Consider the following 24,529-nt stretch of genomic DNA (forward strand, 5'->3'; position numbering starts at 1 on the left):
GCCGCGCGCCGGGCAACGCGGTGCGGGGTCGCATTCCCTATGCGATCGACGAGAGAGCGCAATGAGAATCGAGCGAGTCTGGAGCGTACTTGCCACAATGGCGCTCTTCCTGATAGCCGCGTTCATCGGCAAGACCTTGTGGGATCACTACATGGATGCGCCGTGGACGCGCGACGGCCGCGTGCATGCCAATGTCGTCACGATCGCGCCCGATGTATCGGGCATGATCGTCGGCGTGCCGGTGCACGACAATCAGTTCGTCAGAAGAGGGGATCTTCTGATGCAGATCGATCCGTCGCATTACCGCATCGCGGTCGCCGAGGCCGAGGCGAAGGTCGCCGCGAGCAGGGCGGAACTGGCACTGCGTCGCGACGATGCGAAGCGCCGCGCGGCTCTCGACAATGAAGTCGTCTCCGACGAAGTCAAGCAGAACTCCGGCCTTCAGGCCGATGCCGCGAAGGCTGCCCACGACCAGGCGCTAGCCGCGCTCGATGCTGCGAAGCTGAATCTTTCGCGAACGCGCGTCGTTTCTCCGGTCGACGGCTACGTGACGAACCTGAACACATGGCAGGGTGACTACGCGAGCATTTCGACGCCGAAGCTCGCGGTGGTCGATCGAAACTCGTTCTGGGTCTATGGTTACTTCGAGGAAACGAAGCTGCCGGAAGTGAAGGTCGGTCGGGCGGCGGAGATCCGCCTGATGAGTGGAACGCTGCTGCGAGGTCATGTGCAAAGCATCGCACGGGGCATCTATGACCGCGACAACCCGCAAAGCTTGGACCTCACCGCGAACGTCGACCCCGTCTTCAATTGGGTGCGGCTCGCGCAGCGCGTGCCGGTGCGGATCGGCATCGACAGCGTGCCGGAGGGCGTCGAGCTGACGGCGGGGACGACATGCACGGTCGTCGTCGACAGTGGGCTATCACAAGGGCATATCGTTCGATATGCGAATGAAGTCATCGCGCGTGTGCAGAGTGCGTTGTAATGCGAAACGCGGCGATCGAATCCCGTCGTACGCAACGCAGCACGCTGCGCCTCGGGCTTGCTCACTGGGCGGCGACCGATGGTCTCGTCTGGCTGCATCTGGCAAAGACACTCACTGCCGCGTTCATCGCCATGGGCATCGCGATGAAGCTCGACATCCCCACGCCGCGCACGGCGATGACAACGGTTTTCGTGCTGATGCAGCCGCAGAGCGGCATGGTGCTATCGAAGAGCTTTTACCGGATGGTCGGCACGATCATCGGAACCATCGTCGCGGTCATGCTCGGTGCGCTGTTCCCGCAGCAACCGCCGCTTTATATCGGTGCGCTGACGCTGTGGGTGTCGCTCTGCACCGCCGCCGCGCTGCGCTATCGCAACTTCCGCTGGTATGCGTTCGTGTTGGCGGGCTATACGAGCGCGCTTATCGGCATTCCCAGCGTGACCGATCCGAACGGGCTCTTCATCGCCGCGCTGAACCGTTCGGCGGCCGTGTTGCTCGCCATCGTCTGTAGCGGGGTGGTCAGCGCGATCGTGCTGCCGCAATGGTCGTCCGCGCGGCTGAAACATATCCGTCGCGAGCGCTTCGTATCGTTCTCGAAGTTCGCGGCGCAAGCGTTGCGCGGCGAGATCGACAACGAACGCTTCCTGACGAAGTACGGCGAGTTTATCGACAGCGTCATTGGCTTCGAAGCCACGCGCGCATTCGCTTCTTTCGAAGACCCCGAAGTGCGATCGCGCTCTCGTCGTCTCGCGCGCCTCAATGCTGCGTTCATGGATCTGTGCACGAGGCTGCATGCGCTGCATCGTTTCCTGGCGACGCGTCGTGGCCATGCGGTCGACGTGGTTGCCGCCTATTGCGCGGAACTCGCGACTTTGCTGGACGTCGCGCGCGATGCCGGAATGATCGATGAGGATACGATCAGCCGCAGAGCCGCGCTCGTCTCGGCTTTTGGCGTGCGTCTGAATGCGCGGGCGGAAGCGGATCGCGAGGAACTCGCGCGCACCGTGAGCGCGCAAGCACTGATGGATTTCGATGCTGCCGTTCAATTGCTGTCTGACTACGTGTCGTCTTGGACGTACTATGCCGGTGCGTATGTATCGCTCGTCTACGAGAAGCACGTCTTCGAAGAGTCGGACATCAAGCGCGTCTTTGTCACGAACACGAGCGTGATCGCAGTGACGTTCCTGATGACGTGTGCGGTGCTCGGAACGATCGGCGCCTGGTGGTTGTCGAGCGACTGGCCCGCCGGTGGCTACGCGATCATCGGCGCGGCGGCCGTGTCGGCGTTGGGATCGAATTCGCCGACACCCATCCGGTTCTCGTTGCAGATGGCATCGGGCGCGGCTGTATCGACGCTCGCGGCGTATCTGGTGCTGGACTACGTGTATCCGGCGATCGACGGCTTTCCACTGCTGTGCTTCGTCCTCACTCCCTTGCTCGGGCTCGGCGCATTCCTCGCGACAAGACCGAAGTTCACCGGCTTCGGCCTCAGTTTCTGCATCTTCTTCTGTATCCTCGGCGGACCGGATCGCGTCATCCGTTACGCACCCGAGCCGCTGTTGAATAGCGGCATCGCGCTTACGCTCGCGATGCTTGCATGTGCGGTCGCATGGACGTTCGTGTTTCCTGTCGAGAAGCCGTGGCGCGTCGCTGCGTTGACTCGCGACCTGCGACGTCAGATGAACGTCGCATGCACCGCGCCGCTCGACGACGCGAGGCAGCTCTTCCAGTCGGGCACGTTCGATCTCATCGCTCAGATACGCGCGCTGCTTCCGCAGCCAACGGCACAGTATCGTCAAGCGCTTTCGTGGATTCTGGTCGTGCTGGAACTGGGGCACGCATCCATCGAATTTCGCATCGATAGTCGCGATGTCGATGCGGTTCGCATGGTGGCTGCGGACTGGCGCGCATCGACGGAAGAGACGATGCGGCGTTTGATGCAACTTCTCGATACGCCGTCGCACAACACGCGCGACGCGAGCCTTCGCGCGATCGACAGCCAGATTGAAGTCGCGATGCACGGCATCGAAGCGATGCGTGGCGCGGACCACGAGATCCTGCGCATGCGCAGCTTGCTCGCGCGGCTGCATTTCATGCGTAGCGCGCTGATGGATGTCGATTCGCCCTTTTTACGTAGTTATACGCAAGCCTAAGCAATAGCAAAGCGATCGACGGTCGAGGCGAGACCCGCTGCGGAATGCGGCGCTGCGTCGAAGCGGTTCTGAAATGAGGATGCGAGCAACTCGACGAAGGTTCTGGTCTTCGCATCGATATGCTGTCGCGACGGATAGACCGCATATACGCACGCCGTTCGCAGCGCGTGATCGGGAAAGACCCGCACGAGTCGCCCGGACGCGATGTCGTCGGCGACGACGTAGTGCGGCATCGCACCGACGCCGGCGCCCGCGAGCAGGGCGGCGCGCATTGCTTGTGCATCGTTCACCATGATCTGACTGTCGTTTTCGGCTCTGCTGCCTGAGTCCGTGGCGAATTCCGAGTGCCAGTCGCACGGGTGTCCGAAAGGCGCGCTGATGCGCGTGCGCGCGTGCGTCGGCAAATCGCCAAGGGATTCCACCGCGTGACGCCTGAGATAGCCGGGCGCGGCGACGAGCACACGCTCGAAGCGCCCGACGATCCTGTACGCGTTGCCCGAATCGGGGAGCGCCGCCGCCGCCAGCACCGAGACGTCGAACTGTTGGTGCACGAGATCCGGCATGCCCGGCAGCAACTTCAGATCGACACTCACTTGCGGATGCGCGCGCCGGTATTCCACCACGGCCGACATCAACTGCGCGAGACCCAGGTCCGGCGAAGCATGCACGCGCAGGCGTCCACGCGGGACGGTGGCGGCGTCGCTTGCCTCGGCTTCGGCGCTGTCGATCTGAGCGAGGATCTCCTTGCACTTCTGGTAGTAACGTTCGCCGCTATCGGTGAGGGACACGCGGCGGGTGGTGCGCTGCAAGAGCCGCGTGCGCAAGCTGTCTTCGAGCGAAACGACCGCGCGTGAGACGATTCCGACGCTGCAATCCATGCTTTTCGCGACGCCGCTGAAACTGCCGGTCTCGGCGACGCGCGAGAACACACGCATGCTGAAGAGCTTGTCCATGTCGGCTTTGTCTCCGGGCTGAAATTCAGGCGCGCTCCTGCCGCGCGATGGACTCACGATACGTTCGCAACGCGCTCGACGCCATCAGTCGTGGATACAGTCAGGTCATCCTTGCGTATAGGGTGAAGACGGATCAACTTGAACTCGAAACGCTGCAGGTGTGGCATATGTACTTTGCTCAAGGACGACATTTGAACTTGGGACCTACAATACAAAGCACGATAATAAAGCTTATGTAAAGTCAGTTAGAAAGGCGGCAGACGAAAGCTGCCGCACACACCGCCGAGGCGCCATGAAGAAAACCGGGATGAGCAGCGACGCTCGCACGGCCCTGCGAGATCGATCCGCCGCCTAGTGCCCGAATCGTCGCACGAAACGATAGAAGATCCACGGATGAATCTTCAGCATCGCCATGACCAGCGACAGCTTCGGCCGATGGTCCGAAACCATGCCGAGCAAGTGCCTGAGACGAAGCCTCTGCGCGACGCTATCCAGAATAGGCTCGGCTGACCGATACGTCGGCGCCTTGATCGCTGCCTGAAACGCGATGGTCCGAAAGCCATAGACATATTTCAGCCTGAAGAAAAGCTTCCGGTAATTTCTTATCGGCATGGACGCCGTGCTCTTCTCTACCCGATCCATGATCGCAAAGATGTCAATGATCTTCGGATTGAATCGTGTCGAGATGCCCGATTCGCGATACATGTACGAATACAAGGTATCGGGCATGAGACGAACGACGCTGGCTTTACCGAGCGTCTGGACCGAAACACAAATATCCTCGTAGATCAGCCCCGTCGGATGCTCGATCGCGAGGAAGATCGAGCGGCGTACTAACTTGTTGAAGCAATACGCCTGCAACGTCAAGTCGAGAATTTTCTCTACGGCTTCAACACCGCTCATGACGGTATCGCCGGCTTCGACGCGATAATTGATCTTGCCGTCCGGGCTAATATTCTCGGCGGCAAAAATTACGATATCCGCATTGAGCTTCTCCGCTTCTTCGGCGACCCGGCGTATGAGATCGTGATGAACGTGATCATCGCTGTCCACGCAGAGCACATATTCGCCGCTCGCGGCGAGTGCCGCAATCCTGCGAGTCTCTGCGAGCCCCTTGTTTTCAGCGTTTTTGATGAACTTCCAGCGAATTCTGCTTTGCTGTTCGAGGATGCGTAAGGTCATTTCCCCGGAGCGGTCAGGACTGCTGTCGTCGACGGCGATGATTTCGAAATCGGTGGAAGTCTGCGACAGTAGTGAGTCGAGGCATTCTTCGATATACGGCTCGACTTTGTACACGGGCACCAGCACACTGATTTTCGGCGGTTCTGACATGAAGTTTCGTTCCTATAACTGCACGTGAGTGCTTTATTCAGGAAAACGACTAGTGCCAGAGGAGTTTACCCGATGAACGGCGTGAATGTGCGGCTTTGGGCGAAGACAGACCGGAGGCTCGGACGTCTCACGTTCCGATAAGTCGCCTGCACCACGCGCGCGCATGATGTGAAAAAGGGCGCTTTCGCGCCCTTCTTATCCGATGAAGGGCAAATGCCCGCTTACTTCGCCCCCAGCAAATGCGGCAGAAACTGCGGGATATGCGGGAAGAAGATGATCAGCAGCAGGTCGATCACCAGCGCGAAGATGAAGGGAAGAATCGCGCGTGTCGCCTTCTCTACCGACACGCCGCCGATCGAAGCCGCCGTGAAGAGACAGAAACCTATCGGCGGCAGATTGATGCCGATGGCCGAGTTGATCAGCACGATCACGCCGAACACGACCGGATCGATGTGCATCTGCACGACGAGCGGCAGGAACACCGGAATCACGACGGCAATGCTCGAGATCGTTTCCAGCACGGTATGCGCGGCGATGAGAAACAGGTTGATGAGGATCAGCAGCACGATCGCGCTCGTGGTGATCGCGAGAAAACTATTCGCGACGTGCAGCGGAATCTGCGCTTCGATCAGATAGCGCCCAAGCACGAACGCGAGCCCGAGCAGGAACGAGACACGCGTGGTGTTCACTGAAGTTCGCACCAGAATGTCCTTGAAATGCGAGAGCTTCAGCGTCCGAAAGATAAACGCGCTCACCAGCGTCACATAGACGGCCGCGACCACGCCCGCCTCCACCGGCGTGAAGATGCCGCCGAGGATGCCGCCCAGAATGATGACCGGCGTGAGCAGCGCCCAGAACGCTTCGCGGAAGGTCGTCCACAGCTTGCGCCCATCGAACGGCTCGACGGCGCTGTAGCCCTTCTTCACCGCGGTCACGTAATTGACGATCATGAACGACGCGACCACCAGCAGCATCGGAATGATGCCGGCGATGAACATCGTGCCGACCGACACGTTGGCCGTATAGGCATAGACGAGCATGCTCATCGACACGGGCGAGAGCAGCCCGAGCGAGCCCGCCGCCGATTGCAGCGCCACCGCGAACGCGCGGTTATAGCCCTTCTTCACCATGCCGGGAATCATCACCGAGCCGATGGCTGCCGTGTCGGCCGTCGCCGAGCCGGAAAGGTCCGCGAAGAACATGCTCGCAACGATCGTCACCTGACCGATGCCGCCGCGCATGAAGCCCACCAATGCCTGCGAAAATTCGATGATGCGCTTTGACACGCCGCCCGAATCCATGATCGCGCCCGTCAGCATGAAGAACGGAATGGCGAGCAGGCCGACGTTGTTGAGGTTCGAAAAAAGCTGCTGCGGAATCACGAGCAGCGACGTGCCGTTGATCGACAGCGCGAGCGTCGCCGCAATGCCGATGCAGATGGCCACCGGCACGCCGAGCCCGAGCAGCCCTGCTCCAAATGCGATTGCCCACATGATGTTTTTCCTAGAGATGTTCGGACACGCCCTCGACGAGCGTGGCGTCGGTCTGCGTCTGCGGCGCAAGATGCGAGACGGCGATCCGCACCAGCGAATGAAACGCGAGCAGCGCGCCGCACACCGGAATCGAGAGATACGGATAGACCATCGAGATCGGAATCGACGCGGCGGTTTCGGTGCCCATCAGCGCGAGCATGTCCGTGCCGTACAGGACGAACACCGCGCCGAGCGCAAGGATCGCGCAGTCCGTGAAGTCCTTGAGCAGCGGCGCGAATGCAGCCGGCACGCGATCGGCCAGCACGCGCACTTCCGGATGCGCGCGCAGCTTCACGCCGGCCGCGGCGCCGAGGCACGTCAGCCACACGAACAGATACGCCGACACCTCGTCGGACCACGACAGCGAATCGTGCAGCACGAAGCGGAAGATCACCCCGAGCCCCGCGACGATCACCGCCCCGAGCAAAAGGCAGCTACAGACGAACAGATTGATCTTCAGCACGATGCCGTCAACGAACATCAAGCCGCGCGCGAGCTTTTCCATGCGTGTCGCCTCCCGTGGTGCCTGGGTTGTGCGGTGGCCGTCGTTCGCATCCGTCATTTCGATGCGACCGCCGGCGCCTGCTTGGCCGAATTGATCTCCTGATACAGCGCCGGGCCGTCCGGAATCTTGCCGATCAGTTCGTCGCGCGCGGTCTTGGTCGCTTGCGCCCACGGCGCGGTATCGACCGTCGTGACCTGAATGCCCTTCGCTTTCATCGCGGCGATCGCGGCGTCGTATTCGCGCTTGTACTCCTTGAGATCGAAGTCCGCCGCGATCTTCGCCGAGTCCTGGAACGCCTTCTGATCGGCGGGCGAAAGCTTGTCCCACGCGCTCTTGCTCATCGCCAGCACGACCGGCAGATAGTTCACATGCGTCACGTAGAAGTGCTTGGCGACGTCGGAGAACTTGTCCTGAACGAACTGCTCGGGCGAAGTATCGGCGCCATCGACGAGACCTTGCGACAGCGCGAGAAACAACTGGTTGTAGGCGAGCGGCGTCGGATTCGCGCCGAGTGCCTTGTAGCCCGCGATATAGCCGGGGCTCTGCATCACGCGCACCTTGAGGTCCTTCATGTCCGCGAGCGACGTGACCGGACGTTTGGTCGTGAACAGGTTGCGTTCGCCGACCGCGAGCCACGTCAGGCCGATCATGTTCACCGGCTTCATCATGTCGAGATACTTGCGCCCGACCGGGCCTTGCAGCACGCCGTTCGCCTCGTCCATGCTGGAGAAGAGATACGGCATATCGAAGATCTGCCATTGCTTGATCGTGTTGTCGATCGGCGCCTGCGCGGAGATCATCAACTCTTGCGTGCCGGTGCGCAGCGCCTGCGTCATCTGCACTTCGCCGCCGAGCTGCGATTGCGGGAACAGTTGAATCTCGATGTGACCGTGCGTGCGCGCGGCGACTTCCTTCGCGAAGACCTGCGCGGTCAACTGATAGTGATTGTCCGGCGCCAGCGTGTGACCGAGCTTCATCACGACCTTGTCCTGCGCGCTCGCGCCAGACGACGCCGCCACGCACATCGCGGCGAGCGCCGCGCTCATCGCCATGCGCAGCATGCTCTGCGCTCTGAAAAGCGAACTCATGTTGTCTCCTTGCTCGATATGGATACCGCCCGGCGAGTGCGCCGCATCGTTCGGTGCGAGTGCCCGGTGCGAATGCGGAGCCGGCGGGTTGACGCAAGTATTTGTGATCGCGGCGAGGGTGCGTTAGGACCAGTCGTCGAATTTCTTGGACTTTTTTACGCTGCCCTTTCGCATCGCCGGGTCCGATGCAAAAAAGTCCAAAAGATCGCGCGAACCGTCCTACCGGTTGCCTGTAACGCGTCTTTAAAGTGACTTCCAAGCCGGCGATGCAACATCAGCACGCATCGTTCAGCGTTAACCCCAACTCATCCGAGAAGAAACATCGACATGGCCAAACGCCCTCATATGGATTGCTATGCAATCGGCGACACCGCCGATTTCGCCAAGACGGTCTCCGAATACGATATCTACGGCTTTGCCGGCATCGTCGGCGATTTCTACGCCGTGCATCTCAACGAGGAATACGCGAAGGGCACGCGCTTCGAAAAGCGCATCGCGCAGGGCTGCCTGTCGGTCGGCTTCCTTTCCACGGTGATGGGATACATGGCGGCGAAAGCGCCGAGCCCCGGCGCCGTATCGTATCGCTACGACATCACCTTCAACGCGCCGGTGTTCATCGGCGACACGGTGAGCGCGCGTCTCACGCTCGAAGAAAAGGATGAAGAGCGCAACGTGTGCATCTTCGCCGCCGACGTGACGCGCCAGGACGGCGTGGTCGTGGCATCGGGCAAGACCTATCTGAAAGTGCTGTGACGCCATGACGAACGACACGCTTCCCGTTCTCGCGTCGCAGCATGGCGCGCTGCGCCTCCTGACGCTCAATCGCGCCGACAAGCTCAACGCGTTCACGCCCGACATGCTCGCGGCGCTCGAAGCCGAAATCGCCGATGCGCTCGCCGACGACGCGACGCGCGTGATCGCGCTCACCGGCAGCGGCGCAAAGGCGTTCGCCGCGGGCAACGACATCGAGCGGCTCGTGTCGCTCGACGGCGTCTCGGCTTATCGCGACATGGTGGCCGGACAGCGCGCGCTGTTGCGTCTGCATGAAAGCGCGAAGCCGACCATCGCGATGGTCAACGGCTACGCGCTCGGCGGCGGCTTCGAACTGGCGCTCGCGTGCGACTTCATCGTGGCATCGAGCGAGGCGAGCTTCGCATTTCCCGAGATCACCCTGAACACCATGCCCGGCTGGGGCGGCACGCAACTCGCCGTCGCCAAGATGGGGCTCGCGTGCGCGAAACGCTTCGTGATGAGCGGCAGGCGCTTTTCCGCGCGCGAATGCGAGGCGTTCGGCTTCATCCACGAAATCGCCGCGCCCGCGAAACTGTTCGACGCCGTGCGCGCGCTGGCCGACACCCTCGCCTCCTACGATCCGTTCGCGGCCGAGATGGCGAAGCGCGCGCTGAATCGCGCGAGCGACATGCCCTTGTCCGCCGGACTCGACTTCGAGGCCGCGCAATACGCGGTGAATTTTTCGAGCGAAGGCGCGCGCGCGGGCCTGCGCCACTTCGTGGAACGCAAACGCGCACGCCGCGCCGCGCGAGCCGACACCGCACCGGTCACGCCATGACGACAACCTTCAATCAACCTCACTGGCTCGGCGAAGAGCACACGATGATGCGCGAGGCCGTGCGCCGTTTCGCCGAGAAGGAAATCGCACCGCAATCGGAGACGCTCTGGGAGCAGGAAGCGTTTCCCTACGCGATCTGGCGGCAGGCCGGCGAACTCGGCTTCACGGGCTTGCCGTATCCCGACGAATTCGGCGGCGGTGGCGGTGACTGGCTGTCGTTCGTGATCGTGCTCGAAGAACTCGCGCGCGTGGACTGCGCCGTCGCCAATGCGCTCATGGCGAACTCGACCGTCGCGAGCCTGTTGAACAACTACGGCACGCCGCAGCAGAAAGCGCGTTTCTTGCGCCCCATTCTCGACGGCACGCAGATCGGCGCGATCGGATTGTCCGAGCCCGACGCCGGTTCCGATGCGGCGAATATCGGCACGCGCGCGGTCTTCGACGGCGAACGCTGGATCATCGACGGTGCGAAGACGTTCATCAGCAATTCGGGTACGGAGATTGGCGGGCCGACCGTGATCGCGGCTGTCACCGGCACGCGACCCGACGGCCGCAAGGAGATCTCCAACTTCATCGTGCCGCAAGGAACGCCCGGCTATGGCAAGGGCAGAAAGCTGCGCAAGATCGGCTGGCGCGCATCGATCACGCACGAACTGTTCTTCGAGCAATGCGCGATTCCCGCCGATCAACTGCTGGGCGAACGCGGCGCGGGCTTGCGTCAGACGCTCGCGCAGATCAGCACGGGGCGCATTCTGATCGGCGCGCTCGCGCTCGGCATCCTGCAGGGCTCGCTGGATCGCTCGGTCGCGTACATGAAGGAGCGCCGCGCGTTCGGACGCGCGATCGCCGAGTTCCAGGCGCTGCAATTCAAGATCGCCGACATGGCGGCCGATGCGCACGCCGCGCGTCTGATGCTCTACGACGCCGCCGCGTCGAAAGATGCCGGCGCGCCCTTCGATGTGCAGGCGTCGCAAGCCAAGCTGTTCGCCACCGAGCACGCGATGAAAGCCGCGCATCAGGCATTGCAGATTCACGGCGGCTACGGCGTCATGGCCGAGTTTCCCGTCGCGCGCGCATTCGGCGATGCGAAGGTGCTGGAGATCGTCGAAGGCACGTCGGAAATACAACGCATGATCATCGCGCGCACGCTGCTCGCGTGATCGCGCGCTGAAACCGAGAGGAGAATGTTCATGCTGGAAGGCATCAAGGTGCTGAGTTTCACGCATTTCCTGCAAGGCCCCGCCGCCGTGCAGATGCTCGCCGATGTCGGCGCGAATGTCATCAAGGTCGAACCGCCCGGCGGCGCGTTCGAACGTAGCTGGACCGGCGCGGATGCGTTCATCGAAGGCGTGAGCGTGTTCTTTCTGCTCGGCAACCGCAATCAGCGCAGCATCTCGCTCGATCTGCGCGACGAAGCCGCGCGCGAGATCGTGTGGCGTCTGATACGCGAAGCCGACGTGCTCGTCGAGAACTATCGTCCCGGCGTGCTCGACAAGATGGGCTTCGGCTACGCGCAGGTGCACGAAGTCAATCCGCGTCTCGTGTATTGCTCGTGTACCGGCTACGGTTCGTCCGGGCCTTATCTGAAACGTCCGGGCCAGGATCTGCTCTTGCAGGCGATGAGCGGACTGACCATGCTGTCCGGCGATGCCGAATCGCCGCCCACGCCGGTCGGTTCCGCCATCGTCGATCAGCATGCCGCCGTGCTCGCCGCATTCGGCGTGGTGGCCGCGTTGCAGGCGCGCGAGCGCACGGGCGTCGGCACGCGCATCGAGAGCAATCTGCTCAACGCCGCGCTCGATCTGCAAATCGAGCCGTTCACGTATTACATGAACAAGGGGCCGTTGTGGGCACGCACGCATCCGCCGATGGGCAGCCGTTTTCATCCCGCGCCGTATGGCGTGTACCGGACGCGTGACGGTTATATCGCGATGTCGCTCACGCCGACGCAGAAGCTCGCGAATGCGCTGTCGTGTCCCGCGCTCGCCGAATTCACGCATCCGAAGGACAACGTGCGAAGGCGCGACGAGATCAATCGCCTTGTCTATGACACGCTGAAAACGCGCACGACCGAGGACTGGATGCGCACCTTCGAGGAACACGATATCTGGTTCGCGCCCGTCAACGACTACGAGCAGGTGGAGCAGGACCCGCAAGTCGCCCACAACGAAATGATCCTGTCGTTCGATCACGAGGAAGCGGGACCGGTGCGCGTGCTCGCGCATCCTGTGCGCTACGACGGCGCGGCGCCGCCCTTGCGGCGGCATCCGCCGAAACAGGGACAACATACCCGCGAAGTGCTCGCGGAACTGGGCTACACGCCGCAGGAAATCGACGGCTATGTCGAACGCGGCATCGCATTGACATCGAGGAGAGAAGCATGAGCGCACAACCGAACAACTGGCCGGCGCTCTTGCGCTTCGACGACGTCGAGATCGGCCGTACGCAGGTGAACGTGCACACGGTCACCGAGGCCGAAGTGGACGCGTTCGGGCACCTGTCCGGCGATCTGAACCCGCTGCACATGCAGCACGCCTTCGCCGAATGCTCGCCGTTCGGACGGCGCGTCGTGCATGGCCTGTTGACGGCCGCGCTGGTGTCGGCGGCGCACACCGAACTGACAGGGCCAGGCTTCGTGTATGTCGGACAGGAGCTGCGTTTTCTGGGGCCTGTGTATATCGGCGATACGGTGACGATCGGCGTATGCGTCGTCGAAAAGAAGCCCGCGAAACACATTCTCGTGATGGACACGACCGTGCGCAATCAACAAGGGCACGTCGTGCTGAGCGGACTTTCCGCGCTGAAGGAACTGCGCTTCGATCATGCGCTGATGGCGCGCAGCGCGGCGGCGTGACATCGCCGCGCGGGCCGCATGGTGTAAATGCCAGTTAACCGGCGGGCGCGGGCACGGCTACACTCGTGCAGTCGCCCGCGCAGCGCGGGCATGCAGGCGGGCGCGAAGACACTCGCCGCCGACGGAGGAGACAGTTGGATACCGCATGTTGCTGTCACGTTCCGGTGATCCGGATCGAGGACTACGAATACGGCGCACACGTCAAGACGCCGGACTTTCATCTCGCGCCGATCGAGGCGCTCAAGTCGACGCTGGTCTATCCGCATCGGCACGACTTCTATCACATGATGTGGGTGCTCGCGGGCAGCGGCTCGCATGTGATCGATTCGGTGCGCTACGACGTGCGTCCCAACACGCTCTACTTCATGGCGCCGGGACAGATTCACGATCTGGATCTTTCGGCCGATACGCTCGGCTATTCGCTCAGCTTTTCGTCGGAGTTTTTCGCGTTCCGCGTGCAGAACCGCCATACCGAAACCGAAGTGCCCGTCTATAACTTCGAGCAGCTCGCGCCGTGCGTCAATCTGAGCGACGCGCAGGTGCGCGAACTGGCGCGCGTGATGGACGGCATTCGCCATGAGTATCAGGAGGAACAGGTCGGCTACACCGACGCGATCTGGGCCTACTTGCACGTTTTCCTGATCAAGGTCGCGCGCATGTGCGACGCCGCCGCCATGCGAGATGCCGCCGCGACGCGCAGCGTGCTGCTGTCGCGCCGCTTCAAGAGTCTGCTGGAGAAGCATTTTCGCTCGGTCAACGAGGCGGCCGATTACGCGCGCCTGCTCAACGTCACGGAGCGCGCGCTCAACGAGGCGACGCGTCAGGCGCTCGGCAGCACCGCGCCCAAGCTGATCCGCGAGCGCGTGATGCTGGAGGCCAAACGGCTGCTGCTGCACTCCGAAGTGAATGTCGCGGAGATCGCCGCGATGCTCTCGTTCGACGATCCCGCCTACTTCAGCCGATGCTTTCGCAAGCACACGGGCCGCTCGCCGATCGACTATCGGCGCAGCCTCGACAAGCTGCACATCTGAGCGTCGTCATGTGCCGCTTCGATGCGGAAATGTCCAACAGATCATGCATTTCATCCTAACGCGCTCGCGCGGGCGCTTCTTAGAATCGTCCTGCGAATGACGAACTCAAGGAGACGCCGTGTCGAACGCAATGAACCCGCTGTCACTCAGCGAGAACCAGGCAAAGCTGTTTCGCGAAACACTCGGTAAAACCGCGCAGAAGGTCGCTTCCGACGAGCTGACCTTCGGCGTCGAATTCCCGCAAGTCACCGGTCCCGATGGTCAATGGGTGCGTCTGCCCGCGTCGCTCTCTGCGGGCTACGACGGCGACGCATGGAGCCACGGCAACTGGTTCTGCGGCTTCTGGGTCGGCTTGCTGCTGAGTTCGTATCTGCACACCGGCGAGGCGCGCTTTCTCGAATGGGCGCGTGCCCGCATGCTGCTCGTGCGCCAGCGCGCGCAGGATCCGAACACGCATGACATCGGCTTTATCTTCGATAGCAGCGCGGTGCCGGGGCATCACATCACCGGCGACGCGTGGTTCGCCGATATCGCGCTCGAAGCCGCGGACAAGCTGCGCGCCCGGCTCGTGACCACGCGCGGCGGCGCCTATCTCGCGTCCTGGGGGCCGATCTCCGATCCGCGCGGCCGCAGCGCCTCCGCGATCGACACGATGGCCAATCTGTCGCTGCTCTACTGGGCCGCCAATCACGCCGACGACGGCAGCTACCGGCACGCCGCGGACGCACACGCCGAGATGACCGCGCGCGCCTTCGTGCGCGCCGACGACTCGACCTATCACGCCGTCGAATACGACGTGGAGAGCGGCGCGCGCAAACGCGGCTACACGTTCCAGGGCGCGTTCGACGAATCCGCATGGAGCCGCGGCCAGGCCTGGGCGATCTACGGATATGTGAACTCCGCGCGGGAAACCGGCAAGCGCGGCTATCTGGACCTCGCCGAGCGTCTCGCCGATTACTACCTGCGCCGCCTCGAAGGGCGTCAGGTGCCGCCGTGGGACTTCGATGCGACCGGCCGCGACGCCGAGATCAAGGACACGGCCGCCGCCGCCGTGGTGGCGTCGGCGTTGCTGGAGATGGCACGCGTGCATCCCGATGCGCACGCTGCGGGCAAATGGCAAGGCCACGGCCTCGCGATGCTCGAAGCGCTCTGCCGCGACGAATTCACACGCGACGGCCAGCACGGGCTGCTGCATAACTCGTGTTACTCGAAGCCGCACAATATCGGCGTCGACGGTGCGACCATGTTCGGCGACTTCTACTTCGTCGAGGCGCTATGCCGCGCCGTGCGTCCCGGCAAGCTGCGCCCGCTCGACGACACGCGCATTCCGCTCGCCTGAGGGTGTCACGAAGCCATCGCCGGCAACGCGGCGCGCGCAATCGATAACCCGCGCGCGCCGGATTGCCGATCTGCGTGGGCAACTGCTCCTCACATTGCAAAGCTAGCGCGCATTTTCATCGAGCACGAGAAGATTGTCGTGAGAAAACCCGAGCGCTACCGGCTGCCCGCGCTCCGGCAGGGTCCTGTTGGGATCGTTGAAGACATCGAGCGATACGACCGCGTTGCTGACCCGCGCACGAATGCGCACCACGGCGCCGAGAAAGCTGATCTGCTCGACGGTGGCCGCGAGCGAATTCCGTCCGTTCGACGGCGGCTCCAGGATGATCGCTTCGGGGCGCAGCGCCAGCAATCGTTCCTTGCCGGCATCATCCGGCGGCAGTGGGCGCGACGTCACGAGCTCCTGACCATCGACCGCGATGCGCCCGGCTCCGGGATCAATCACGCGTCCGGCGAGAATGTTCAGCGTCCCGACGAACGATGCGACGAAGCGCGTGCGCGGAAAATTGTAGATGTCGAGCGGCGAGCCGATCTGTTCCACGCGCCCGTCGTTCATCACGACGATGCGGTCGGAGATCGACAACGCCTCTTCCTGATCGTGCGTCACGAAAATCGATGTAATGCCGAGCTCGCGCTGCAGCGCCCGAATGTCCTCGCGCAATGACACGCGGATTTTCGCGTCGAGCGCGGACAGCGGTTCGTCGAGCAACAGCACCTGCGGCTTGCTCGCGAGCGCGCGCGCCAGCGCCACGCGCTGTTGCTGTCCGCCCGACAATTGCCACGGATAACGCGCGGCGAGTTGCGGCAGCTTGATGAGTTCGAGCATCTCGGCGACGCGCGCGTCGATCTCCTTCTGCGAACGCTTCGCGACCTTCAACGCGAAGCCGATGTTCTGCGCCACCGTCATGTTCGGGAAAAGCGCATAGGCCTGAAACACCATGCCGACGGCGCGGTCGCGCGTACGCATGTGCGTGACGTTGCGTCCATTCAGACGGATCGTGCCGCGCGTGGGCGTTTCGAATCCGGCGATCATGCGCAGCACCGTCGTCTTGCCGCAACCCGACGGACCGAGAAACGTGATGAATTCGCCCTGCTCGATCGTCATGTCGAACCGATGCAGCGCGACGTTCGGCCCGAACGTTTTGTGAAGATCGTCGATTTCGAGAAATGGCATAAGTCGCGGCCTCGTCGGCTCAGGTTTTATGGCCGGCCAGTGCGCGCGCCGATCCGAACACCTGGATCAGGCCCATCGATGCCCATGTGACGACGAACGCGATGATCGCCAGCGCCGAGGGCTCGTATGCGCGATTCGCGCCGATCAGTTGCAGATAAGGTCCGAACGCCGGACGGTCCAGCAGGCTCGCGATCGTGAATTCGCCGATCACGACGGCGAACGTCAGGAACGCGCCGGACAGAATGCCCGAGCGCACGTTGGGAAAGATCACGCGGAAAAGGATCGTCGTCCAGCCGGCGCCGAGACATTCGGCGGCTTCGGTCAGCGAGCGGACGTCGACGGCGCGCATGCCCGCATCGACGGCGCGGTACATGTACGGTAACGACAGCGTGACGTAGCCGAAGACGAGCAGCAGATCGGTCGCGCGCTCGTTGCTGGTGAGCGGCAGGATGGAACTGCTGTTATAGATGCGCAGATAACCGAACACGATCACGATGGCCGGTATCACGAGCGGCAGCAAAGTGATGAACTCTACGACGGGCCGCAGCTTCGGCAGACGCAATTGCACCCAGTACGCGGTCGGCACGACGAGCAGCACGCCGATCACGATGGTGAGCAGGCCCATGAGCACCGAGTAGCCGAACGAAGCCTGAAAACGCGGATCGCCGAGAACGACGCGATACGCGTCGAAGCTGTAAGCGTCGCGGCGCATCCGCAGGCTGAATTCGAAGGTGGCGGCGAGCGGAATCACAAAATACATCGTGCCGACGATCATCGCGATCCAGGCGCCCGCGCGCGATTGCGTCTTCATGCGCGTCTTCATGTGCGTCTTCATGCGCGTCTTCATGCGCGTCCCCTTTCGGCCCTCGCGCGCAACCAGATGTAGCCGCCGTTCGACAAGCCGGTGACCACGATCATGCCGAGCGCGAGCGCATAGCCGAGGTTCTGGTTATGCAGCACGTCGCCGCGAATCTGCGCATACAGCAGAATCGGCACGATGTTGAGCGAGCTGCCCGTCAGCGCATACGCCGTGGCCACTGCGCCGAACGCGTTGGCGAAGAGCAGCAGCGCCGCGCCGAGCACGCTCGGCCACAGGACCGGCAAACCGACGTATCGCCAGTAGTGCGCGGCCGTGCCGCCGAGACAGTCGCACGCTTCGCGCCACTCGCGTTTGAGACCGTCGAGCGCGGGCGTGATGATGAGGACCATCAACGGAATCTGGAAGTACAGGTAGGTAATGGTCAGCCCGACGAAGCTGAGGATGCTGAAGCCGGTGGAATACAGATTGACGCCGAGGTATTTGCGCGCCAGCACCGTGACGAGGCCCACGCGTCCCAACGTGCAGATGAATGCGAACGCGAGCGGCACGCCCGCGAAGTTGGACGCGACGCCCGAGAACGTCATGAGCGTCGGACGGATCCACGCCGGCAGGCGGCCATGCACCGCTGCCCAGGCGAGCAACGCGCCGAACAGCGTCCCGCCGGCGGCGGATGCCACGCTCACCTTCACGCTGATCCAGTAGGCATCGAGCACGGCGGGCTGAAACAGTTCGCGAAGATTCGCCAGCGTGAAGCGTCCCTGCGCATCCTGAAACGCGCCGATCATCAGAAAGGCGGTGGGCAACAACAGAAACAGCAGCGCGAACGCAAAGAATGGCGCGACGCCCGCATACGTGAGCCAGCCCGCGCCGCGGCTCGCGCGGGCGGGGCCGGACTGCGGCGCGGGCGCGGCCGGCGTCAGCAGATCCGGGCCCGAAGCGCCTGGCTGCGGAGATGCGCTCATTCCGGCGAACTCGCGGCTACTTCACGTTCGCGCCGACGACCTGATCCCAGCCTTTGGTGACGGCGTCCTTCGTGGCGTTTTGCTGTTCGAGCGTCGGGAACACGGCGTTGCTGTAAGCCGATGCCGGCGGCAGTTTGGCAAGCAGCGCCTGCGGCACTTTCTTCTGCGCGACCAGCTCGTTATAGCGCATCGGATGGCAGTATCCGGCCAGCCAGCCGAGTTGCCCTTCGTCGGAGTAAAGGAATTCCATCCACAATTTCGCGGCGTTCGGATGCGGTGCGTAGGCGCTGATCGCCTGCACATAGACGCCCGCGACGACACCCGTCTTCGGCACGATCACCTGCACTTTCGGATTGCCTTTGAGCGTGTCGCGATCGGCAAGCGCGTTGTAATCCCAGCGCACGATGATCGGCGTCGTCCCCTGCGCGAGCGACGCGGCCTTGCCGATCACCGGCACGAAGTTGCCGCTCTTGTTCAGATCGGCGAAGAACTTGAGGCCCGCCTGGTCGGCCTTCGACGCGTCACCCTTCGTCTGCGAAAGGCCCGCCGCATGGACAGCCTGAATCGCCTGATTGGCCGAACGCGGGTCGCCCGCGAGCGAGACCGCGTTGCGATAGTCGGACTTGAGCAGATCGCCCCAATCGGACGGCGGCTTGTCGATCATGTCCGCGTTGACTTCGAACGCGAGCACGCCGTAGTAGTCGCCGTACCAGTAGCCTTCCGCATCCTTCGACGCAGCCGGGATCGAATCCCACGTCGACACCTTGTAAGGCTGCAACAAGCCTTCCTTCTTCGCGGACGGACCGAACGACAGGCCGACATCGATCACATCCGGCGCTTGCGGACCCTTGTTGCCCTTGTTGGCCTTGATCGCTTCGATCTCGTCGCCCGAGCCCGCATCCGGATTCAGCTCGTTGACGTGGATGCCGTACTTCTTCTGGAACGTGTCGATCAGCGCGCCGTATCCGCACCAGTCGTGCGGCAACGCGATCGTGGTCAACTGTCCTTCCTGCTTCGCGGCGGCCACGAGCGCCTCGGATGGCGCGGCCGATGCGGCGTCGATGCCGCCCGCCGCGAGTCCCGCTGCCGTGGAGATCGAAAGGAGACGGCCCGCCCAGATACGCTTCATCGTCATCGCTGTTCCCGAAAGGAAGGTAGTGCGTTGAAGAGAACCGCCGATTGCTGATGCAGGCTAGTTTCAAATCCTCAAATTTGCAAGCTGCCAAAAAAGTACAACTTTCGCTTATGACGGATGTAAGCTGAACAACAGCGTGCCAGCGCAATTCTCATTGTTGCTTCCACCATCGAGCATTCCCTATGTGGCAGAAAGACCGTCATCAGCGCATACGCGCGCTCCTGTCGATGCTCGGCCGTGTCTCGAACGAGAGGATCATGGCGGAGCTTTCCGTGTCGCGCGAAACGGTGCGCCGCGACTTGCTCGATCTGGAGCAGGCGGGTGCGCTACGGCGCGTGCATGGCGGCGCCGTCCCGTCGAGCGACGAGGCGCCCATCGCCGAACGCGCCCGCGCGAACGTGCGCGCGAAGTCGGCCATCGCGCGGGCGGCAATCGGCATCGTTCACGCCGGGCAAACCGTATTCGTCGATGCCGGAACCACGACCGCCATCCTCGCGGACGAGCTTGCGAAGCTCGCCAATCTCACCATCGTCACGAATTCGGTCGATGTCGCGCTGCGGTTGCGCGGCACATCGGGACCGCATGAGCGCGTGCGCGCGATGAACGAAGTCATCCTGCTCGGCGGCATGCTCAGCGAGCGCGCGGCGGCCACGACGGGCGCGACGACCGTGCTCGACATCCGGCGATACCGCGCCGATCTGGCGATGCTCTCGCCTGTCGGCATCGATCAGCGGCACGGGGCGAGCAACTTCGATCGTGCAGAAGCCGAGATTGCCCGGGCGATGGTCGAGAATGCGGACCGCGTCGCGATCCTCGCCGATCACAGCAAGATCGGCCAGCGCAGCCGCATCACGTTTTGCGCGCCTCGCGACATCGACGTTCTCGTGACCGATCGCAAGTCCGGCGAGGCCGCGGATTTGCGTGCGCTCAAGAAGACAGTGGGCGACCTGGTGCTTGCGTGAGCTGCGTCATTCCTTGACGTGCAGCGTGTCGAGCGAGCGCTTGCGCAGACGCGTGTCATGCAGCGCGCCCGCCGCATCGAGCACGGGATACGCCGTCGAACAGAAGAGCGAGTTCAGCCGTTTCATATTGCCGATGAGATCCAGGTGCAGCGCGCTGGTTTCCACGCTGCGCGAGCTTTGTCCCGCCAGCCGGTCCAGATGCTTGTGCGAGTAGGCGCGCTCCAGATCGCGAAAGCGTTCCTTCTCGGCCAGCAACTGCTCGGCGCATCGCAGATCGTTGTTGAGAAACACCGACAATCCGAGCCGCAGGTTACTGATGAGCCGCGCATGCAGATCGTCGAGTTCGCCCAGGCCCTGTTCCGAGAACGCGAGCCGTTGCGAGATTTTCTTCTCTTCGATATCACTGACGATTCGCTCGATGATGTCTCCCGCATGCTCGAGATTGATCGTCAGCGAAATGATGTCCGTCCAGCGACGGCTTTCCGCCTCGTCGAGCTGCTCGCGCGAGATCAGCGTCAGATAGCTTTTCACTTCCGCGTAGAGCTGGTCGACGTCGTCGTCCATGCGCATGGTTTCGCGGGCGACGGCGAGATCATTGCGTCTCAGCAGATCGGCGACGTTATCGAGCATGACGCGCACGATGTCGCCGATGCGAAGCACTTCACGCGAAGCATTCGCCAGCGCGAGGCTCGGCGTCACGAGGCCTGCCGGATCCAGGTACAGCGGGCGCAACTCGCCGGTCGCGACCGTGCGATCCGGCAGCAAACGCCGGCTGATCGCAGCGACCCGTTCGACGAGGGAGAGACACGCGCAGCAGCGCACGGTGTTGTAGATCACATGGAAACCGACTACGGCTTCGCGCGGATTGGCGATCAGAACCGGCAATCCGCGTGCGAGCAGCGATGCGAAAGGCAGAATGATGATCGCGCCGGCCAGTTTGAATGCGAAGCTGCCAGCGGAAAGACGCCGTGCTGCCGCGTTCTGCGGCAGCGCGTTCAAGAGCGCCAGGAGCCCGCTGCCCAGATTCGCGCCGACGACGAGGCACAAGGCGACCTTCAGCGAGATGACGCCCGACGACGCCAGTGTCGCCGTCAACAGGACTGCGGCGAGGCTCGAATACGAGAGCATCGCGAAGCCCGCGCCCACGAGCGCGTCGAGCATCGTGTCGCCTGTGAGCGCGCCGAACATGACCCTGACGCCGGCGCCCTGCATCATCGGCTGAGCCGCTTCGACGATGAGATGCAGCGCCAGCAGAATCAATCCGAGTCCGATGATGGTTCGGCCCACCTGCCCCGCCCGCGTCTGCTTGCGGGTCAGGAAAAGCGGCACGCCGAACAGGATCAGGATCGGCGAAAGCCATGACAGGTCGAGCGTCAGCACTCGCGCCATCAACGCGGTGCCGACATCCGCGCCGAGCAGAACCGTTAGCCCGGCCGCGAGCGGCACCAGTCCCTGCGCGGCGAACGATGTAATGATGACGGCTGTGGCGTTGCTACTCTGCACGAGGCTCGTCACGCCGATGCCCGCCAGAAACGCGCGCGTCTTGCTGCCGGTGCTACGGCCCAGAATGGCGCGGAGATCGGCGCCGAGCACCCGGAGAATGCCGGTGCGAACGATATGTGAGCCCCAAACCAGGAGGGCGACGCCAGAGAGCAGATTGAGAAGAACCAGCACGGCGAATCGATTTCCTTTGAATGGACGTGACGCTGACGCCAGGCTGTCGAAAATTAGATTGTGACAATAGTGTTACACAGTTCCCACGGCAATTGAGTGAAGTCAATCTTCCATGCAATGCGGCGTTGCGTGCATGCCGCAGCTCGCGCATCCGCTTGGAACCAGCGTCTCGCGGGTTTCGCGTCCGCGGCTAGAATCGGCGCTGGCGCATGGAGACCTCGATGGGATACCTGATCGTATTGAGCGTGGGTTGGATGGCGGGTGTTTTGAGCGGCGTGATCGGCACCGGCTCGTCGATGCTGTTGATGCCCGTGCTCGTGCTCATCTACGGCCCGCAGCAGGCCGTTCCGATCATGGCCATCGCCGCGATCATGGGCAATCTCGGCAAGGTCCTGTCCTGGTGGCGCGAGATCGACTGGAAAGCTTCCATTGCCTATGGCGCGACAGCCGCGCCCGGCGCGATATTAGGGGTTCACACGCTGCTTGCGCTCCCGCCGCACGCGGTCGAGCTAGCGCTTGGTCTCTTCTTTATCGCGATGGTGCCCACGCGCCGATGGCTCGCCCGCCGGGCCATGCGCCTCTCGCTCTTCCAGCTCGCGCTGATTGGCGCACCGGTCGGCTTCCTGACGGGCATCGTCGTTTCGACCGGACCGATCACCGTGCCGGTTTTCATGAACTACGGCCTTGTGAAGGGCGCGTTTCTCGCGACCGAAGCTACCGGTTCGCTGATCGTCTACGGTGCGAAAGTCGCGGCCTTTCAGCAGTTCGGCGCCCTGCCCGCTCAAGTGGTCGCTCAAGGGTTGATTACCGGCGCGGCGATCATGGCAGGCACGTTTTGCGCGCGCGGGATCGTCGCGCGCATGTCCGCTAACACCTTCCGGTTCATCGTCGATGCGCTGATGGTGTCGTCGGGTGTGTCATTGCTATGGGCCGCAGTCCGCTGAAGTGAAGTGCGTCGCTGTGAACCAGCGCCTGCGCCCGATGCAAATCCCATCGCATTCCCGCAAGTCATACGTCTCTCGTGCTCTGCTCCACTGACGCACGCTTCCCTCCCGCCGCGAAGTGACGCCCCGAACAGGCGGATCCATCGATCAGACGGCGTCTGAATCACTCGCATTTACGCGCCGATTCAAAACTTGCGCGCGGCACAGCGCTTGCGCATCAGTGCCGCGCGCATCGACGCCGCAACTCTTCCTGGAGACATCATGAAACTGCTTACTACTCAAGAAGGCCTGCCGCGCCTGTCGTGGGGTTCGATCATCGCGGGCGTCATCCTTTCGATGATCGTCTATCTCATCATGAGCGTGCTCGGCACGGCGATCGGCGCATCGCTCCTGTCGCCGTTGTCGAAGCCCGATACGTTGCACGGCTTCGGTTTCGGCTCGGGCGTATGGGTAATCGTCACGACCGTGCTCGCGGTTTTCGTCGGCTCCTATTACGCCGGACGCTGCGCGCCCGTCCTCGGATGGCTCCACGGTCTGCTGTCATGGGCGGTGATGACGCTGCTCGTCGTGTTCGGCATGACCTCGCTGATTACGGGCGCGGTGAGCACGGCCGGCAGCATCGTCGCAACCACCGCGCAAGTCGGCGCACAAGCCGGCGCGACCGCCGCGAATCAGGCGGGCGGCAACAATCAGCTCATCGACTCCGCGAAGCAGCAAGTGCAGGCGGCGATGGCATCGGCGGCGTCGGCTGCATCCTCTCCGGATGCCGAACAGAACGCGCGCCAGGCCGCCGACACCGCCGCGCGTGGCGTCGCTCGCGCAAGCTGGTTCTCGTTCGCGGCGCTCGTCGTCGGCGCGATCATCGCGATCGTTTCGGGCGGCGCGGGCTTTCGTCATCAGCCGCCGGTCGAGGAAGGCGGCGGCTCCGCGCTGGATCGCAAGAACGCGGCCCCTTGCAATCGCACCGTGCAGGCAGGCGCCCGCCTTTGAGCGCGCCCGGCCGACGACCTGACCACGCTTCAACGGAGACGCCGATGAGCGCCGATGACAAGCCCACGACCCCGAACGCGACGAACGCGGACTCGTCCGGCACGTCCGACGAGCTCCGGCTTTCCGCCGTGCAGGAAGAATTGTCCGTCGACGTGAAGCGGACGGAGACCGGCGCCGTGCGCGTTCGCAAGGTGGTGCATGAAGAGATGCAGCCGGTCAGCATGCGCCTGAGCGCCGAAAAGGTGGAAGTCAGGCGCGTGGCCGTGAATCGTCCGGTCGAGGAACGTGCCGAGCCGCGTCGCGAAGGCGACACGCTCATCATTCCTGTGTACGAATACGTGCCGGTCGTTCGCATGCAGCTCACGTTGAAAGAAGAGGTGCATGTGACGACGCGAGAGACGCAACAGGACGTCGTCCACCAGGTTCTTCTGAACTCCGAAGAATTGGTGGTTGAACGCCGCGAAGGCACGAGCGGCAAGTGGAAGCCCGATCCGGATGCCGGCTAGATTCACCCGCACCCGAGGCGG

23 protein-coding genes are annotated in these 24,529 nt (G+C 63.0%); 13 read left to right on the forward strand and 10 right to left on the reverse strand.

Translation table 11 applies throughout. From position 1 onward, the window contains the following. Positions 1–61: 61 nt before the first annotated feature. Both NCT05_RS31120 and NCT05_RS31125 read left to right on the forward strand, forming a co-directional pair. Complete coding sequence (locus tag NCT05_RS31120) at positions 62–985, forward strand: efflux RND transporter periplasmic adaptor subunit (RefSeq protein WP_250503955.1); 924 nt, start codon at positions 62–64, stop codon at positions 983–985. Continuing rightward, positions 985–3,138 (forward strand): FUSC family protein, encoded by a 2,154-nt coding sequence (locus NCT05_RS31125; RefSeq protein ID WP_250503956.1) that lies wholly within the window; start codon positions 985–987, stop codon positions 3,136–3,138. The genes NCT05_RS31120 and NCT05_RS31125 overlap by 1 nt, the downstream gene beginning before the upstream one ends. Here the strand turns inward: NCT05_RS31125 and NCT05_RS31130 are convergent. From NCT05_RS31130 to NCT05_RS31150, 5 genes are all read right to left on the reverse strand, one after another. Then, positions 3,135–4,091, reverse strand: coding sequence for a LysR family transcriptional regulator (locus NCT05_RS31130; protein WP_175980131.1), 957 nt, complete (start codon positions 4,089–4,091; stop codon positions 3,135–3,137). The two genes, NCT05_RS31125 and NCT05_RS31130, sit on opposite strands and share 4 nt — an antisense overlap. A gap of 351 nt (positions 4,092–4,442) precedes the next feature. Continuing rightward, positions 4,443–5,423, reverse strand: coding sequence for a glycosyltransferase family 2 protein (locus NCT05_RS31135; RefSeq protein ID WP_008346637.1), 981 nt, complete (start codon positions 5,421–5,423; stop codon positions 4,443–4,445). Positions 5,424–5,644: 221 nt separating this feature from the next. Beyond that, positions 5,645–6,916 (reverse strand): TRAP transporter large permease, encoded by a 1,272-nt coding sequence (locus NCT05_RS31140; RefSeq protein WP_008346639.1) that lies wholly within the window; start codon positions 6,914–6,916, stop codon positions 5,645–5,647. A 10-nt stretch (positions 6,917–6,926) separates the two neighbouring features. Beyond that, complete coding sequence (locus NCT05_RS31145) at positions 6,927–7,460, reverse strand: TRAP transporter small permease (protein ID WP_008346641.1); 534 nt, start codon at positions 7,458–7,460, stop codon at positions 6,927–6,929. A gap of 53 nt (positions 7,461–7,513) precedes the next feature. Beyond that, positions 7,514–8,548 carry a TRAP transporter substrate-binding protein gene (locus tag NCT05_RS31150; protein WP_008346643.1) on the reverse strand — a complete coding sequence of 345 codons (1,035 nt, stop codon included), beginning with the start codon at positions 8,546–8,548 and terminating at the stop codon, positions 7,514–7,516. Between the two features lie 327 nt (positions 8,549–8,875). On the opposite strand from NCT05_RS31150, the gene NCT05_RS31155 reads away from it, so the two are divergent. The 7 genes from NCT05_RS31155 to NCT05_RS31185 all read left to right on the forward strand — a co-directional run bounded on the left by NCT05_RS31155 (position 8,876) and on the right by NCT05_RS31185 (position 15,342). Then, complete coding sequence (locus NCT05_RS31155) at positions 8,876–9,301, forward strand: MaoC family dehydratase (RefSeq protein ID WP_033535795.1); 426 nt, start codon at positions 8,876–8,878, stop codon at positions 9,299–9,301. Between the two features lie 4 nt (positions 9,302–9,305). Then, complete coding sequence (locus NCT05_RS31160; protein WP_008346647.1) at positions 9,306–10,118, forward strand: enoyl-CoA hydratase/isomerase family protein; 813 nt, start codon at positions 9,306–9,308, stop codon at positions 10,116–10,118. Beyond that, a complete protein-coding gene (locus NCT05_RS31165) occupies positions 10,115–11,278 on the forward strand; it encodes an acyl-CoA dehydrogenase family protein (RefSeq protein ID WP_175981674.1) in 1,164 nt (387 codons plus the stop codon). Before NCT05_RS31160 ends, NCT05_RS31165 begins: the two co-directional genes overlap by 4 nt. A 30-nt stretch (positions 11,279–11,308) precedes the next feature. Next, entirely contained in the window at positions 11,309–12,502 is a 1,194-nt protein-coding gene (locus NCT05_RS31170) for a CaiB/BaiF CoA transferase family protein (protein WP_033535816.1), read from the forward strand. Then, entirely contained in the window at positions 12,499–12,972 is a 474-nt protein-coding gene (locus NCT05_RS31175) for a MaoC family dehydratase (RefSeq protein WP_175981670.1), read from the forward strand. The genes NCT05_RS31170 and NCT05_RS31175 overlap by 4 nt, the downstream gene beginning before the upstream one ends. 134 nt (positions 12,973–13,106) lie before the next feature. Beyond that, a complete protein-coding gene (locus NCT05_RS31180; RefSeq protein WP_175981668.1) occupies positions 13,107–14,003 on the forward strand; it encodes a helix-turn-helix domain-containing protein in 897 nt (298 codons plus the stop codon). Positions 14,004–14,121: 118 nt separating this feature from the next. Then, on the forward strand, positions 14,122–15,342 hold the full coding sequence (locus tag NCT05_RS31185) for a glycoside hydrolase family 88 protein (protein ID WP_250503957.1): 1,221 nt from the start codon (positions 14,122–14,124) through the stop codon (positions 15,340–15,342). 102 nt (positions 15,343–15,444) lie between these two features. Here NCT05_RS31185 and NCT05_RS31190 read toward each other — a convergent pair whose 3' ends face one another. From NCT05_RS31190 to NCT05_RS31205, 4 genes are read right to left on the reverse strand one after another with little or no spacing between them, the layout of a single operon-like run. Further along, positions 15,445–16,515: an ABC transporter ATP-binding protein gene (locus NCT05_RS31190; RefSeq protein WP_250503958.1), complete on the reverse strand. Its 1,071-nt coding sequence runs from the start codon at positions 16,513–16,515 to the stop codon at positions 15,445–15,447. A gap of 19 nt (positions 16,516–16,534) precedes the next feature. Continuing rightward, positions 16,535–17,326 carry an ABC transporter permease gene (locus NCT05_RS31195; RefSeq protein WP_008346658.1) on the reverse strand — a complete coding sequence of 264 codons (792 nt, stop codon included), beginning with the start codon at positions 17,324–17,326 and terminating at the stop codon, positions 16,535–16,537. A gap of 32 nt (positions 17,327–17,358) precedes the next feature. Then, on the reverse strand, positions 17,359–18,297 hold the full coding sequence (locus tag NCT05_RS31200; RefSeq protein WP_250503959.1) for an ABC transporter permease: 939 nt from the start codon (positions 18,295–18,297) through the stop codon (positions 17,359–17,361). Between the two features lie 16 nt (positions 18,298–18,313). After that, positions 18,314–19,432 (reverse strand): ABC transporter substrate-binding protein, encoded by a 1,119-nt coding sequence (locus NCT05_RS31205; protein WP_175981664.1) that lies wholly within the window; start codon positions 19,430–19,432, stop codon positions 18,314–18,316. A 182-nt stretch (positions 19,433–19,614) separates the two neighbouring features. On the opposite strand from NCT05_RS31205, the gene NCT05_RS31210 reads away from it, so the two are divergent. After that, the gene (locus tag NCT05_RS31210) at positions 19,615–20,394 is read left to right on the forward strand and encodes a DeoR/GlpR family DNA-binding transcription regulator (protein ID WP_008346661.1); all 780 of its coding nucleotides are present in this window, start codon (positions 19,615–19,617) and stop codon (positions 20,392–20,394) included. A 6-nt stretch (positions 20,395–20,400) separates the two neighbouring features. Here NCT05_RS31210 and NCT05_RS31215 read toward each other — a convergent pair whose 3' ends face one another. Further along, a complete protein-coding gene (locus tag NCT05_RS31215; protein WP_250503960.1) occupies positions 20,401–22,068 on the reverse strand; it encodes a Na/Pi cotransporter family protein in 1,668 nt (555 codons plus the stop codon). Positions 22,069–22,289: 221 nt separating this feature from the next. Here NCT05_RS31215 and NCT05_RS31220 point away from each other — a divergent pair, with 221 nt between their 5' ends. The 3 genes from NCT05_RS31220 (at position 22,290) to NCT05_RS31230 (ending at position 24,508) form a co-directional block, all read left to right on the forward strand. Further along, positions 22,290–23,012, forward strand: coding sequence for a sulfite exporter TauE/SafE family protein (locus NCT05_RS31220; RefSeq protein WP_008346663.1), 723 nt, complete (start codon positions 22,290–22,292; stop codon positions 23,010–23,012). 261 nt (positions 23,013–23,273) lie between these two features. Beyond that, complete coding sequence (locus NCT05_RS31225) at positions 23,274–24,002, forward strand: YrzE family protein (RefSeq protein ID WP_250503961.1); 729 nt, start codon at positions 23,274–23,276, stop codon at positions 24,000–24,002. A 44-nt stretch (positions 24,003–24,046) separates the two neighbouring features. Continuing rightward, a complete protein-coding gene (locus NCT05_RS31230) occupies positions 24,047–24,508 on the forward strand; it encodes a YsnF/AvaK domain-containing protein (RefSeq protein WP_175981660.1) in 462 nt (153 codons plus the stop codon). Positions 24,509–24,529: the final 21 nt, after the last annotated feature.

The organism is Caballeronia sp. AZ7_KS35 (assembly GCF_023631045.1).
Lineage (GTDB): Bacteria > Pseudomonadota > Gammaproteobacteria > Burkholderiales > Burkholderiaceae > Caballeronia > Caballeronia zhejiangensis.